Raw genomic sequence first — 15,292 nt, 5'->3', positions numbered from 1 at the left:
CGCAGCGCTGGCTTACCCGATTCCGAAAAAGTACAGGGCAGCCAGAGCAGTGGCGTTGTTGACGCCGTGCGCGGCGATGGGCGCCCACAGCGTGCCGGTGCGCCAATACAGCCAGGCAAATGCCGCTCCCATGCTGCCGTAGATCAGCCAGAGCTGGGCGATGGCGGCCGGGCCATTGCCACTGATGCCGGGGACTTCATGCACCAGCGCAAACAGTGCGCCGCTCAAGACGATTCCCAGCCAGGGGCGGCCGGCAGCCAGCAGGCGGCCAAACAGGACGCGACGGAACAGGAGCTCTTCGTAGGCCGGAGCGATGACCACCGCAAACAGCGCCAGGGCCAGCGGCCACTGCTGGATGGCTTCTTCCATCAGCGGCAGGTTGGTGGGCACTGGTTTGATGCCCAGTGCCGAGGCGGCCACGCTGACCAGATTGCTGAGCACAAAGACCGCGGCGGCGATCAGGGCGGTCCAGCCCCAGGTGGAGGTCCGTCGCGCAGCCGCCCGCGAGGCCGCCTGTTCGACAGACGTGGCGCGGCGACGCCAGTAGTACAGCAGCACCGCTGGGGTGGCAGTGCTGACCAGGGCGGTGAGCAATTGCACCATCACCCCGGGTTGGCCGATGGCGGCCATGACGTCGGCGGAGGAGGGCGTCAGGCCCTGCGCCTTGGCGGCCTGCGCATAGCCGATGCCGCGTATCGCACCCCAGATCGCAAAGCCGGCCACGCTCAGGCTGAGCAACAAGCCGACGGCGATCAACACATCGATCGCGAAACCGAGCAGCACGGGCGGCAGCGGAGAGCGGCCGGCCGCGGGGGGCGGTGCCGGTAGGGTGGAAGGGTCTGTGCTCATCGTCGTCCTGCGGACACCGGGTCGCCGGCACAACGCTGCTGCGTTGCGCCGGTGCGACGCGGGCGGCTCAGATATCCAGGTTGGACACCTTCAGCGCGTTGTCCTCGATGAAGTCGCGACGCGGTTCCACCACATCGCCCATCAAGGTGCTGAAGATCTGGTCGGCGGCCACGGCGTCCTCGATGCGGACCTGCAACAGCCGGCGCGTGTCCGGGTTGACCGTGGTTTCCCACAGCTGCTCGGCATTCATTTCGCCCAGGCCCTTGAAGCGCTGCACCTGACGGCCGCGCTTGGCCTCTTCCAGCAGCCAGGCATGTGCCTGCGCGAAACTGGTGATCGGATGGGTCTTGTTGCCACGCACGATCTGCGCGCCTTCCCGGATCAGGTCGTTCAATGCCAGCGACACTTCACGCAGCGGACGCAGCTCACCGCTTTCGAACGCGCCCATCGGCAGAACCTGGGTGAATTCCTCGCCCATGTGCCGGCGGATGGCGACCAGGGTTGCGGCGGTGTTTTCCGTGGCCGGATCGAAGCGCAGCTGGTAACGCGCGGTGCCCAGGGTGCCGCGGTTGAGCACCGCCTGTAGCGCATCCAGGGTGGGATGCACATCGCCTTCGGCCTGCAGTTGCGCCACATCCAGCGGCGGCAGGTCGATAAGCGCGGTCAGCAGGGCCGGGTCGTAACGATGCGCGTTGCGGGCGATCGCCTCGTTGGCGCCGGTGTACAGCAGCAGCAGCTTCTCCAGCGCTTCGCCAGTGATGGCTTTTTCACCGGTGGCGGGAATTAGCGCCGCGCCTTCGACCGCATTGCTGGCCAGGTAAGCATTGAGCGCCGCGTCGTCCTTCAGATACAGCTCGCTCTTGCCCTGCTTGAGCTTGTACAGCGGCGGCAGGCCGATGTAGATGTAGCCGCGCTCGATCAGCTCTGGCATCTGCCGGTAGAAGAACGTGAGCAGCAGGGTGCGGATGTGCGAGCCGTCCACGTCGGCGTCGGTCATCAGGATGATGCGGTGGTAGCGCAGCTTGTCCGGGTTGTACTCGTCGCGGCCGATGCCGGTGCCGAGCGCGGTGATCAGCGTGCCGACCTGGTCGGAGGCCAGCATGCGGTCGAAGCGCGCGCGCTCGACGTTAAGGATCTTGCCGCGCAGCGGCAGCACCGCCTGGTTCTTGCGGTTACGACCTTGCTTGGCCGAGCCACCTGCCGAGTCACCCTCGACGATAAACAGTTCCGACAGCGCCGGATCCTTTTCCTGGCAGTCGGCCAGCTTGCCGGGCAGGCCGGCGATGTCCAGCGCGCCCTTGCGGCGGGTCAGATCGCGCGCCTTGCGGGCGGCTTCGCGCGCACGCGCGGCATCGACGATCTTGCCGGTGATGGCCTTGGCTTCGTTCGGATTCTCCTGCAGGAACTCCTGCAGGCGCGCACCGAAGGCGTTTTCCACCGCCGGGCGCACGTCCGAGCTGACCAGCTTTTCCTTGGTCTGCGAGGAGAAGCTGGGGTCGGGCACCTTCACCGACAGCACCGCGATCATGCCTTCGCGCATGTCGTCGCCGGTCAGCGCGACCTTGGCCTGCTTGGCGATACCGTTCTGCTCGATGTAGTTGCTGAGCACGCGTGTCAGCGCGGCGCGGAAGCCGGCCAAGTGGGTGCCGCCATCCTTCTGCGGGATGTTGTTGGTGAAGCAGTACATGGTTTCCTGGTAGGCGTCGGTCCATTGCAGGGCCACGTCCACCACGATGCCGTTGTGCTCGCCGGTTACCGAGATCACGTTGGGGTGCAGCGGCGACTTCAGCTGCGCCAGATGCTCCACGAAGCTGCGGATGCCGCCTTCGTAATGGAAATCGTCACGACGGCCTTCGCCGCGCTCGTCGATCAGCGCGATCTTGACGCCGGAATTGAGGAACGACAGTTCGCGCAGGCGGCGCGCCAGGATGTCGTAATGAAACTCGACGTCGCTGAAGATCGCTACGGCCGGCTTGAAGCGCAACGTGGTGCCGCGCTTGGTTGAGGCTTCCAGCTGCTTGAGCGGGTACTGCGGCTCGCCCAGCGCGTATTCCTGCTGGTAGTGGAACCCGTCGCGCCAGATGTCCAGCCACAGGTGCTCGGACAGTGCGTTGACCACCGACACGCCCACGCCGTGTAGGCCGCCGGAGACTTTGTAGCTGTTGTCGTCGAACTTGCCGCCGGCATGCAGCACGGTGAGGATCACCTCGGCCGCCGAGACGCCTTCTTCCTTGTGGATGTCGACCGGCACACCACGGCCGTTGTCCGACACCGCCACCGAGCCATCGACCAGGATTTTCACCACGATGTCGTCGGCGTGGCCAGCCAAGGCTTCGTCGACGGAGTTGTCGACCACTTCGAACACCATGTGATGCAGGCCGGTGCCGTCATGGACATCGCCGATGTACATGCCGGGGCGCTTGCGGACGGCTTCCAGGCCACGCAGCACGGTGATCTTGCTGGAGTCGTAGGTGCCGTTGGGAGTAGGCGAGGTGTTCTGTTCGTCGGTCATGCGTGTGCCGTTAGCTCCACAACACGGAACGGAAACGGCAGGAGCCGCATCGCACCGTGGGAAAAGGGGGATAGCCCGTCAATTATACCAGTCGGCCCGCTCTGGCCGTCGGGCTTAGTCAGCCGCGACTTGAGGCGCGATCGTTCCGTGTTCCACGTGGAACCGGTGCAGAAGTTCGCCGGCATCGGCCAGGCCCGGCGGCGTCTCCGTCGCCGTGATCAGCACTTGTGCCGGTGCAGCGGCCAGACGCTGCAATACGCTGGCCTGGTGGTGCCGATCAAGCTCCGAGCCGAGGTCATCCAGCGCAATCACGGGCCACTCTCCGCGTTCGTGGGCGAAATCCTCTGCTTGGGCAAGCAGGCACGCCAGCGCGGTCAGCTTCGCCTGGCCACGCGATAGCGCGTCCTTGCCGGGAAGAGCGTCGAAACGGGGTGCCCAGTCGGCGCGATGCGGGCCTTGCGAGGTGTAGCCATTCTGGCGGTCGCGTTCGCGCGCCAGCAGCAATGCATCCGCAAGCGAGACCTCATGACGCTTCCAGCCTGGCGAAAACTCCAGGGCGGACAGGCCCAGCGACGGCGCAATCGCAGTGGCGACCGGAATCAGGCGCTCCTGCAGGCGCTCGAGGTAGCGCAACCGTCTGGAGGTCAAGGTTTCTCCCGATTCGGCAAGCTCGTGGTCCCAGGCATCCAGCATGCGCGGCTGCGCCCCCTGTTTGAGCAGGGCATTGCGTTGTTTGAGCGCTCGCGCATAGCGCCGCCAGAGCGCGAGGAAGTCAGGTTCCACGTGGAACAAACCCCAATCCAGGAACCGGCGACGCGGCTCACCGCCACCGCTGATCAAGACGTGGCTTCCCGGCTCAAACGTGACCACGGCCAACGCGGCACAGAGCGAACCAAGCTGTGCGACATCTTCGCCATCCAGCCGCCCCGTCCATTCCTGCCCGCTGTGGCGAAGCCCGGCACGTCGTGTGCGTTCTGCAGCCTCACCCATGCGTTCGCGCCATTCGACGAACACTTCCAGATCGCTGGCACCTTGCTGGATCAGTCCATCGCGCACTCGCCCACGAAAGCTGCGCCCATAGGCCATGAGATGCAATGCCTCGAGCACGCTGGTCTTGCCTGCGCCGTTGTCACCGGTCAGCAGGTTTAGGGAACTGGCGGGGTAGAGGTCGACTGTCTCGAAGCGACGAAGCCGATGTATGGACAACCGCACTACGTGCATCGATCAGTCTGCTCCGGGCTGTGATCCGGGTCCCCGGCCGGTCCGCAGCATACGTGATTGGTCCACCAACCGCGCGGTGGCAGCGAGAACGCGCGACAGGACTTCCTGGGGATAAGTTGGGGACAAAATTAGCGGTTAGACGGCTGGTTGGTCTTATCCACAGGTTGCAGAGGGGAAGACGGGGGTTAAAACACAGGGTTTCGCGCCTATAAAAACCATTTAAAACAACAGCTTGACCTACTTTCAGGCGAAATCTGGCCCTACCATCACCACCAAGCTCTTAAGTTATTTCTATTTTTTAAAGCAAAGCTTGATGTGCATAAGTCCAAAACTGCCGTTTCGAAACAGCACGGTGAGCGTTGCTGAGTGAACCTCGGTACGCGCCAGTGTTCCCCCGCTGAACGGGTTTATTTTCTAGGTCCGAATTCACGAAAGACACGTCAGGCCAGAAATTGTCCGGTCTCGCGGAGAAATGAGATTAATGACGGCTGGCGCTGCTAGTCATGTTGCCGACCTCACGCAGCCGAGAACGCCAAGTTACTTTTTGCAATGCATCTGCACTGCATCGCTGGCAACCGGCTCCCCATCGGATCAATGACCCATGGTGGTAGCAGCAGGGCAGTAGACATCCGCAGCGCGTCCTTGCACGAACTGCGACGCAAGGATCTGCCAAACGCGGATGCGACGCTCGCTGATGGCGGTCAGTGCTCTTGAGCCGCCCATCGGCATGTCCCCACACGCGCCGTGGCAGCTGTGAGCCGATTCAAGCACCAAGGCCAGCTGTGGATCCACGAGACGGCGACGAGGATGCGGGGATCTTCGCCACTGACGCGTTGGCAAGAGCCCCGAATCCATCCCCGCCGCCTGGGCCTCTGCTAAGCACCTAACCACCAGCTTCTGACCGGAACACTGACACACGCTGTCCCACACCCCGGCAAAGCCTCACTGCGTCTTGCCTGCCCGCTTGCGAGCACGAGACACAAAAAAGCCCGACTCTCGCCGGGCTTTCGTGTTCCACGTGGAACGCAACGTCAGAGACGCAACGGCATGACCACGTGGCGGGACTTCTCGCTGCTTGCCTCGCGCACCAATGCAGACGAATTTGCGTCGCGCAGCTGGATCACCACATGCTCGTCGCGCAGTGCCGACAACGCATCCAGCAGGTAATTCACGTTAAAGCCGATCGCCAAGTCGTCCACCTTGGTGTCTGCCTCGATCTCTTCCTGCGCCTCTTCCTGCTCGGGGTTGTGCGCGCTGATTTTCAGCTGCCCCGGAGACACCTCGACGCGAACGCCACGGTACTTCTCGTTGGACAGGATGGCAGCGCGCTGCAACGACGCACGCAGCGCCTCGCGGTCGACCTTGACCTCACGGTCGGCGCCAATCGGAATCACTGCTTCGTAATCCGGAAAACGGCCGTCGATGAGCTTGGAGGTGAAGGTCACATCGCCACGCTTGACGCGGATATGACTCCGACCGACTTCCAGCTCGACCTCACGGTCGGCCGCTTCCAGCAGGCGCAGCAGCTCGGTCACGCCCTTCCGCGGCACGATGATCTGGCGCTTGGCGCCGCCGGACTTCTCAAGCTCGGTTTCGCACAACGCCAGCCGATGTCCGTCGGTGGCCACGCAGCGCAGCAGGCCATCGCGCAGGTCGAACAGCAAGCCGTTGAGGTAATACCGCACGTCCTGCTGGGCCATTGCGAACGCCGTGCGCTCGATCAGCTCCTTCAACGCCGCTTCCGGCACGGCAACGCGTTCGGTCGCTTCGACCTCGTCCACAGACGGAAAGTCGTTGGCTGGCAGCGTCGCCAGCGTAAAGCGGCTGCGCCCCGCCTGCACGGTGACCTTGTCGCCGGTCTGCGAGATGGTGACGCGGCTGCCGTCGGGCAGGGCTCGCAGGATGTCGAACAACTTGCGCGCCGGGATCGTGGTTTCACCATCCTGCGCGTCTTCCACCATCGTGCGCGAGATCATTTCCACTTCCAGGTCCGTGCCCGTCAAGGACACCTGGCCGTCCTTCACCTGCACCAGCAGGTTTGCCAGGACTGGCAGGGTTTGACGGCGTTCGACCACATTGACCACCTGGGCCAACGGTTTGAGGAAGGCTTCGCGCTGCAGTGTAAAACGCATGTGGTTCCGTGCCCCTATGCTTTAAAAAATAATGGATAAATCAAAAGCTTGGTGGTGATGGTAGGGCCGTTTTCAGCGGATAACCACCATAACTCTCTGTTTCCAAAAGAATTTCAGCACCTGAAAGCCGTTGGACTAGTGCCCCTGGTCTGCTAGGAAAACCTGTGGATAGTTTTCCGCCCGGATTGCAGGGCAACGTTATCCACAGATTCTCCCGCATTTGACCCCAACTCATCCACGCTTTTTTCCCGGCATGCCGAGAAGGGCGTCAACGACTCACTCGCTGAGCTTGCGAATCAGCTTTTCCCAGTCCTCGCGCAGCTTGCCGTCGGCCTCCATCAGCGTGCGGATCTGCCGGCAGGCATGCAGCACGGTGGTGTGGTCACGCCCGGCAAACGCGTCGCCGATCTCGGGCAGGCTGTGCTCGGTCAGTTCCTTGGCCAGTGCCATCGCGACCTGGCGCGGGCGTGCCAGCGAACGGGTGCGCCGCTTGGAGAGCAGGTCCTTCATCTGCAGCCCGTAGTAGTCCGCCACGGTCTTCTGGATGTTGGGGATGCCGATCGCCTGCTGCTGGGCCCGCAACAGGTCGCGCAGCGTCTCCTGGGCGAACTCCACGGTGATCGCACGGCCGGTGAAGTTGGCGCGTGCCACCAGCGTGTTGAGCGCGCCTTCCAGATCGCGCACGTTCGAGCGCATCTTCTTGGCGATCAAAAAAGCCACGTCGTCGGGAATGTCGGCACCGCGCTCGCGCGCCTTTGCCAGCACGATCGCCGCGCGGGTTTCGAAATCCGGCGGATCGATCGCCACCGACAGGCCCCAGGCCAGACGCGACTTCAGCCGTGGCTCCAGGCCCTCGACTTCGCGCGGGTAGCGATCGCAGGTCAGGATGATCTGTTGGCGGCCGTCGAACAGCGCGTTGAAGGTATGGAAGAACTCTTCCTGCGTGCGGTCTTTACCGGCAAAAAACTGGATGTCATCGATCAACAGCGCATCGATCTGCTGAAACTGGCGCTTGAACTGGTCCATCGCCTTGTCCTGCAGCGCTCGAATCATCGCGCTGAAGAACTGCTCCGAGCGCAGATACATCACCTTGGCGGCCGGATTGGCCTGCCGCAGCGCATTGCCGGCCGCAAACATCAGGTGGGTCTTGCCCAGCCCGGTGCTTCCGTACAGCAGCAGCGGGTTGTGCGCACGATCGCCTGGCTTCTGCGCCGCCTGGATGGCAGCCGCCAGACCCAGCTGGTTGCTACGGCCTTCGACGAAATTGGCGAAGGTGTAGTGCGAATCCAGGTTGCCGGCAAACGGCACAATCGGCGCGGCGACCGGCGCACTGGGCGCGGCCATTGGCGCCGGCAACGGATCGGGCGCACGTGGGCGCGAGCCCACTGCCAGCGCCACCTCGCCATTGCCGGCGAAATACGCCAGCAATTCGCGGATTCGCGGTAGGTAGCGTTCACGGACCTGGTCGACGATGAAGGCGTTCGGCGCGTACAGCACAATGCTGTCGCCGCGGTCTTCGGCCTGCAGGGGTTTCAACCAGGTGTGGACATCTTCGGGCGGGAATTCAGCTTCAAGACGTTCCAGACAGCGGGGCCAAGCATCCATCAAAGTTTGATCATCTGTTGCTGGCTGCGGCGCGCAGCAAGGCGCCGTGCACGCAGCCCGGAAGTGAAAAGAGGATGGGCCAGACTAGCACCGCAGGCAGGCTTTTCCCAGAGTTATTCACAGGTCCATCCACAGGGCGTGCGCAGGCTCACGGTTGGTAAAGCAACGGGGGAGTTGACCCGGCCCGGGGCGGTCCTATAGAATTTCCGGTTCTATTCGTCTCCATCCATGCAGAGGGCCCCATGGCCACCAAGCGTACTTTCCAACCCAGCAACCTCAAGCGAGCACGCGACCATGGCTTCCGCGCACGTATGGCAACCGCCGACGGCCGCAAGATCCTGGCTCGCCGCCGCGCCAAGGGCCGCAAGCGCCTGAGCGCTTGATTGCCGCGCCGCTCTCCGCGGCCGAGGCAAGTCCTACCGTGAACGCATCGAACCCGTGCAGGCGATTTCCTCGCTCTGCGCGGGTTCGTACGCGTGCGCAATATACGGTCGTCTTCGATACCGCGCGTCGCACCTCGGATCCGCTGCTCAGCCTGCATTGGCGCACCGGCGATACGCCGCCGCGCTTGGGCATGGCGGTGTCGCGCAAGGTGGACACGCGTGCGGTCGGACGCAATCGCATCAAGCGCGTCCTGCGCGATGCCATGCGGCATCTGCTGCCCGAGCTGGCCGGTGGCGATTACGTCATTGTGGCCCGCTCCGCAGCCGCCAAAGCGACCAATCCACAGATTCGCGACGCCTTCGTGCGTCTGCTGCGCCGTGCCGGCGCATTGCCCCCACCTGCTGCGCCCGGCACAATGCCGCCCGCCAGGACGATGCACCCATCCTCCCTTTCCCCGACAGAGCCGGAACTGTAGTTCCGACTGAGCGAGTTGCTGCCCGATGAACCAGACCCGTGTTTTCCTGATCTTTGCCTGGCTGATGGTCGCGGCGCTGCTGTGGATGGAGTGGGGCAAGGACAAGGCGGCCGCCAATGCACCTGCCGCAGTCGCCACGCAATCGGTACCGGCTGCGCGCGACCCGGATGCCAGCGCGCCGGCGGCCAATGTGCCCGCCGCCCAGGCCATCCCGCAGGCAGGCGTCCCGGGCGCCGCACCGGCGGCCACCAGCACCACCACGGCCACCACGGCAGCTGCCGGCGCTGCGCCGGTCGTCACGCTGACCTCGGACGTGCTGCGCCTGAAGCTGGATGGCCGCAGCGTGCTGGATGCCGAACTGCTGCAGTTTCCGCAGACCAAGGACGGCACCGCGCCGGTCGATCTGCTGACCGAAGATGCTGTGCACCCGTACAACGCCACCAGCGGTTGGGCCAGCGAACACTCGCCGGTGCCTGGCGTAGGCGGCTTCCGTGCCGAACAGCCGGGTACTGCGTTTGAGCTGGCCAAGGGTCAGAACACCCTGGTGGTGCCGTTCGTCTGGAGCGGTCCCAATGGCGTGTCGATCCGCCGCACCTTCACCCTGGAGCGCGGCCGCTACGCGATCTCGATCAAGGATGAAGTGATCAACAAGAGCGGTGCGGCGTGGAACGGTTATGTGTTCCGCAAGCTGAGCCGGGTGCCGACCATCCTCAGCCGCGGCATGACCAACCCGGATTCCTTCAGCTTCAACGGGGCGACCTGGTACAGCCCGCAGGAAGGCTACGAGCGTCGTGCATTCAAGGATTACATGGACGATGGCGGCCTGAATCGCCAGATCACCGGTGGCTGGGTCGCGCTGCTGCAGCACCACTTCTTCACCGCATGGATCCCGCAGAAGGATCAGGCCTCGCTGTATGTGCTGAATCAGGATGGCCCGCGCGACGTGGCCGAACTGCGTGGCCCGGCCTTCACCGTGGCGCCCGGCCAGACCGCCAGCACCGAGGCGCGCCTGTGGGTGGGCCCGAAACTGGTCAGCCTGATTGCCAAGGAAGACGTGAAGGGTCTGGACCGCGTGGTCGATTACAGCCGCTTCTCGATCATGGCCATCATCGGCCAAGGCCTGTTCTGGGTGCTGAGCCACCTGCACAGCTTCCTGCACAACTGGGGCTGGGCCATCATCGGCCTGGTGGTGCTGCTGCGTCTGGCGCTGTATCCGCTGTCGGCCGCGCAGTACAAGTCCGGTGCCAAGATGCGCCGCTTCCAGCCGCGCCTGGCGCAGTTGAAGGAGCGCTATGGCGATGATCGCGCCAAGTATCAGCAGGCGACGATGGAGTTGTTCAAGAAGGAAAAGATCAATCCGATGGGCGGCTGCCTGCCGCTGCTGATCCAGATGCCGATCTTCTTCGCGCTGTACTGGGTGTTGGTGGAATCGGTGGAGCTGCGTCAGGCACCGTGGCTGGGCTGGATCCAGGATCTGACCGCGCGCGACCCGTACTTCATCCTGCCGGTGCTCAACATTTCCATCATGTGGGCCACGCAGAAGCTGACCCCGACCCCGGGCATGGACCCGATGCAGGCCAAGATGATGCAGTTCATGCCGCTGGTGTTCGGCGTCATGATGGCCTTCATGCCGGCCGGTCTGGTGTTGTACTGGGTCGTCAACGGCGGCCTTGGCTTGCTGATCCAGTGGTGGATGATCCGCCAGCACGGCGAGAAGCCGAGCAAGATCATCCAGGCCAACGCCAAGTAAGTCTTAAGAAAGGTTCAAGAAGGCCCGCCGCAAGGCGGGCTTTCTGCATGCAAGTCCCTCTCCGTTTGTCGCCATTGCCAAGGACGTCGTCGTGAAGCCATTGCCGTTGCATCGCCTGTTGCTATGCGCAAGTTGCGCGGGACTGCTGGCGCTGGCCGGCTGCGGCAAGCGCGATGCCGGTACCCAGGCATCTGCTTCGGCGCCGCCGGCCGGTGGCACTGCCACTGCCGCCGCACAAACGGGCGACGCCGCCAAGGCGCGTGCGCTGATTGCACAGCTGCGCGAACAGCTGGATCGGCACCGCCGCATCATCGTGTTGCTGGCCGATGAGGACAAACAAAGCCCGCGCGATCGCGCCACCTCCAGCAGCGTGGGGCAGCAGCTGTTCCATGAAAATCTGGAACAACGCGAACGCATTGCCGCCGCGTTTGAAACCGTGCTGAGCTCGCGCGACTCAAGCCGCTTCGCCGCGATCGCCACGGTACTGGACGAAGTGGAATCGGCGCCGGATCTGTTCGATGCCGACCGCCTGGCATTTGCCGAGGTGCTGCGCGAGCTGCATGCGCGTATCGGCAAGGATTCGGCGCTGCCGGCAGTCAAACTGCATCAACGCATCGGCGAGGATCTGGAAGCGCTGGACGAGATCGAGCGCAGTTACAACACCGAACTGACGCAGATTTTCAGTCGCTTCGATCGCACCCGGGCCATCGTGCCCAAGCGCGAAAAGTGGGACGACTACGTGGCGCATTTGCGCACCTTGTACACACGCGAAAAGATCCTGCGCGACCATGGCGTGGTGGAGCCGTATCCGTTCTCCGCGCGCGACAGCGACAGCGAAGTGTTCGGCCGCGATCTGCCGCCCAAGACGGTGGTGCTGACCTTCGACGACGGCCCGCACAAGGCCTACACCGAAGAAATTGTGGCGATCCTCAAGCGCTACGACGTGCCCGGCGTGTTCTTCGAAGTAGGGCGAAACCTCGGCAGTCTGGATGCCGATGGCAAGCCCAAGCTGGCGCCATTGTCCAAGATCAGCCATACGCTGATGGAGGAAGGCTATGCGGTGGGCAATCACAGCCTGACCCACGCGCAGTTGTCCAAGACCACCGGCGATGCATTGCGCAGCCAGGTGCTGGATACCGATACTTTGTTGCGTGCAGTAGATGACAAACGTGCGCCGCTGTTCCGGTTTCCGTATGGCGCGCGCAATGCCGAAGGGCTGCAGCTGCTGGGCGAAGCCGGTCTGAAGTCGATCATGTGGAATATCGATTCGCTGGACTGGGCTGACCCGGTGCCAGAGTCGATCGTGCAGCGCGTGCTCGACCAGGTGAACAAGGAACAGCGCGGCATCGTGCTGTTCCATGACATCCACGACCGCGCGGTGAAAGCCTTGCCGCAGATTCTGGACCGGTTGATCGCCGACGGGTATCAGTTCGCCGGCTGGAACGGCCGCGAGTTTTCGGTGGCGCGTGCACCCAGCGCCGTGGCCGACGCAACGGTGACCACCGGCTATGCCAAGTCGTGGGCGATCGTGATCGGCATCGATGACTACGCGCACTGGCCCAAGCTCGAATATGCAGCCAACGATGCGCAAGCGATCGCCAGCACCTTGACCGGCCCGCTGGGATTTCCGTCGTCGCAAGTGATCGTGCTGAAAAACAGCGAAGCCACGCGCAACAATATCCTCGCCGCCTTCCATGACCGGCTTGGGGAAGGGCGGGCGCAGACCAACGACCGCGTGTTCGTGTTCTTCGCCGGCCACGGCGCTACGCGCCGGCTCGCCTCCGGGCGCGACCTGGGCTACATCATTCCGGTCGACTCGGACCCGGAGCATTTGGCCAGCGATGCGATTGCGATGAGCGACCTGCAGAACATCGCCGAAAGCCTGCAGGCCAAGCACGTGTTGTTCGTGATGGACGCCTGCTACAGCGGGTTGGGTCTGACGCGCGGCGGGCCGACCTCCAGTGCGTACTTGCGCGAGAACGCGCGCCGCATTGCGCGCCAGATGCTCACAGCCGGCGGCGCCGATCAACAAGTAGCCGATAGCGGGCCGAACGGGCATTCGGTGTTTACCTGGGTGCTGCTGCAGGCGCTGGCCGGCAAGGGCGATCTCAATGGCGATGGCTTGATCACCGGGACTGAGTTGGCTGCGTATGTCGCACCGGCAGTATCGGCGGTGTCGGCGCAGACGCCGGCATTCGGCAGCCTGCCGGGATCGCAAGGCGGCGAGTTCGTGTTTCAGGTGCCCAGCGGCGAAGAATTCCTGACCGCCGATACTGCGCAGTTGTCGGCCGATGCGATCGCACTCAACGGACGCGTGGACGCCGCGCGTCCTGCTGCTGCGACTACCGGCGCTGCGGTGGCGGCTGCGCCGGTCACGGTCAAGACCTTGCAAGGTGGCGAAGCCAAGCTGGTTTTGCCGACTGCAGTGAAGAGCAGCGATCGTCAACGCGCGCAGTTGGCCAACGAGCGCGGTTTGCAGTTGTACAAGGAAAAACGTTACGCCGAAGCCGCCGAACAATTTGCCGAAGCCTTGAAGCTGCGCCCGGATTTTGCGCTGGCTGCGAACAATCTCGGGTTTGTGTATTACCGCCAGGAACGCTTTGCCGAATCGGCGCGCTGGCTGGAAAACACGCTCAAGATCGATCCATCGCGCGCGGTGGCGTATCTCAATCTTGGCGATGCCTACGCCAAGGCCGGCGATCGCGACAAAGCGCGCAAGGCGTATTCCACTTATCTGGAACTGCAGCCGCAAGGCAGCGGTGCGGCGCAGGCGCGCGCGCAGTTGCAGACGCTTTGATGCACAGTGGCGAGCACTAAGGCGGGCACACCATCCAGGACAGGCCTGCGCCCAGATGGACGCGTGCCAGCTAACGCCCGAGCATCGGCCACACGGCTGACGGCTGTGCAGGCATTTTGATCGTCACCCATTTGGTTCCAATCCACGCAAGAGCAGTGCCCATGTCCTCTTCCACGTCCACCATCGTTGCCATCGCCAGTGCTGCAGGAACCGGCGGCGTGGGCATCGTGCGGCTGTCCGGGCCGCAAGCGGTACAGATCGCAACGCAGCTGGGCATTGCGCCGTTGCAACCGCGGCATGCGCACTACGCGCGCTTTCGCGATGCGCAGGGCGAGGTCATCGACGACGGCATTGCGCTGTGGTTCAACGCGCCACGCAGCTTTACCGGCGAAGACGTGGTGGAGCTGCAGGGGCATGGCAGCCCGGTGGTGTTGCGCCAACTGGTTGCACATTGCGTTGCACTGGGGGCACGCCAGGCACGCGCCGGCGAGTTCAGCGAACGCGCTTTTCTCAACGGCAAACTCGATCTGACCCAGGCCGAAGCGATTGCCGATCTGATCGCTGCCGGCGATGTGCGTGCGGCACGTGCCGCGCGGCGCTCGCTGGACGGTGTGTTCTCGCGCCGCGTCGATGCAGTGAGCGACAGCCTGACGCGCTTGCGCGTGCATGTGGAAGCGGCGATCGACTTTGCCGACGAACCGCTCGATACATTGGGTGGTACGCAGGTGCGCGAAGGATTGCAGCAGGCGCGCACATTGCTGGCGCAACTGCTGCGCGATGCAGAACGCGGGCGCAAGCTACGCGACGGTCTGCATGCAGTGTTGATCGGCCCACCCAACGCGGGCAAGAGTTCGTTGCTCAACGCGCTGGCCGGCAGCGATCGCGCCATCGTCACCGATGTGGCCGGCACCACGCGTGACACCTTACATGAAGCGATCCTGCTCGATGGCTTCGAGTTGACCCTGGTCGATACCGCCGGACTGCGCGATGGCGGCGATGCAATCGAACGCGAAGGCATGCGCCGCGCGCGCGCCGAATTGCAGCGTGCCGATCTGGCGCTGGTGGTGCTCGACGCACGCAACCCGCAAGCCGCGCGCGAGGCGATTGGCGATGCCATCGACGCCGTCCCGCGCCAGCTGTGGATTCATAACAAATGCGATCTGCTGGACAACAGTGCACCGCTGCTCGATACCAATGCAGTAGCGGTCTCGGCAACCACCGGCCAGGGATTGGAACAGCTGCACACCCGCCTGCGCGAGCTCGCGTTAGGCGATGGCGTTGAAAGCGTGGACGGCGAATTCTCCGCACGCACCCGGCACGTGGATGCATTACGACGTGCCGAGCAACATGCCGATGCAGCCGATCTGGAACTGGGATTCGAACAACTCGAACTGGCCGCCGAAGAGTTGCGCCTGGCGCATGCAGCGCTGGGCGAGATCACCGGCAAGCTGAGCGCCGATGAGTTGTTGGGCAAGATCTTTTCGAGTTTCTGTATCGGTAAGTGAAGCGCCTCTGCGCGATGCGCCGCCAAGAGCCTCGTGAGCCGACAAATAAAAATCCGGCCTTT

General features: G+C 63.7%; 10 protein-coding genes. 5 read left to right on the top strand and 5 right to left on the bottom strand.

All coding sequences use genetic code 11. The features are described from left to right. Positions 1-12 precede the first annotated feature (12 nt). From ASF90_RS16295 to dnaA, 5 genes are all read right to left on the bottom strand, one after another. Positions 13-849 carry a CPBP family intramembrane glutamic endopeptidase gene (locus ASF90_RS16295; RefSeq protein ID WP_055852571.1) on the bottom strand — a complete coding sequence of 279 codons (837 nt, stop codon included), beginning with the start codon at positions 847-849 and terminating at the stop codon, positions 13-15. 67 nt (positions 850-916) lie between these two features. After that, a complete protein-coding gene (gyrB, locus tag ASF90_RS16290) occupies positions 917-3,361 on the bottom strand; it encodes a DNA topoisomerase (ATP-hydrolyzing) subunit B (RefSeq protein ID WP_055852569.1) in 2,445 nt (814 codons plus the stop codon). 114 nt (positions 3,362-3,475) lie between these two features. Beyond that, positions 3,476-4,582 carry a DNA replication/repair protein RecF gene (gene recF, locus ASF90_RS16285; RefSeq protein WP_055852566.1) on the bottom strand — a complete coding sequence of 369 codons (1,107 nt, stop codon included), beginning with the start codon at positions 4,580-4,582 and terminating at the stop codon, positions 3,476-3,478. A gap of 1,031 nt (positions 4,583-5,613) precedes the next feature. Further along, complete coding sequence (dnaN, locus tag ASF90_RS16280; RefSeq protein ID WP_055852563.1) at positions 5,614-6,714, bottom strand: DNA polymerase III subunit beta; 1,101 nt, start codon at positions 6,712-6,714, stop codon at positions 5,614-5,616. Between the two features lie 276 nt (positions 6,715-6,990). Then, positions 6,991-8,319 (bottom strand): chromosomal replication initiator protein DnaA, encoded by a 1,329-nt coding sequence (dnaA, locus tag ASF90_RS16275; RefSeq protein ID WP_055852560.1) that lies wholly within the window; start codon positions 8,317-8,319, stop codon positions 6,991-6,993. Positions 8,320-8,561: 242 nt separating this feature from the next. Here dnaA and rpmH point away from each other — a divergent pair, with 242 nt between their 5' ends. The 5 genes from rpmH (at position 8,562) to mnmE (ending at position 15,230) form a co-directional block, all read left to right on the top strand. Next, complete coding sequence (gene rpmH, locus ASF90_RS16270; RefSeq protein WP_002805908.1) at positions 8,562-8,702, top strand: 50S ribosomal protein L34; 141 nt, start codon at positions 8,562-8,564, stop codon at positions 8,700-8,702. Between the two features lie 38 nt (positions 8,703-8,740). Continuing rightward, positions 8,741-9,178, top strand: coding sequence for a ribonuclease P protein component (rnpA, locus tag ASF90_RS16265; RefSeq protein WP_055852557.1), 438 nt, complete (start codon positions 8,741-8,743; stop codon positions 9,176-9,178). 25 nt (positions 9,179-9,203) lie between these two features. Then, complete coding sequence (yidC, locus tag ASF90_RS16260; protein ID WP_055852554.1) at positions 9,204-10,928, top strand: membrane protein insertase YidC; 1,725 nt, start codon at positions 9,204-9,206, stop codon at positions 10,926-10,928. 91 nt (positions 10,929-11,019) lie between these two features. Continuing rightward, positions 11,020-13,725, top strand: coding sequence for a polysaccharide deacetylase family protein (locus ASF90_RS16255; protein ID WP_055852551.1), 2,706 nt, complete (start codon positions 11,020-11,022; stop codon positions 13,723-13,725). Between the two features lie 161 nt (positions 13,726-13,886). Further along, the gene (gene mnmE / locus ASF90_RS16250; RefSeq protein WP_055852549.1) at positions 13,887-15,230 is read left to right on the top strand and encodes a tRNA uridine-5-carboxymethylaminomethyl(34) synthesis GTPase MnmE; all 1,344 of its coding nucleotides are present in this window, start codon (positions 13,887-13,889) and stop codon (positions 15,228-15,230) included. Positions 15,231-15,292 lie beyond the last annotated feature (62 nt).

Origin of the sequence: Xanthomonas sp. Leaf148, from assembly GCF_001423585.1 — a bacterium.
Lineage (GTDB): Bacteria > Pseudomonadota > Gammaproteobacteria > Xanthomonadales > Xanthomonadaceae > Xanthomonas.
This window is presented reverse-complemented; position numbering and strand designations above follow the sequence as displayed.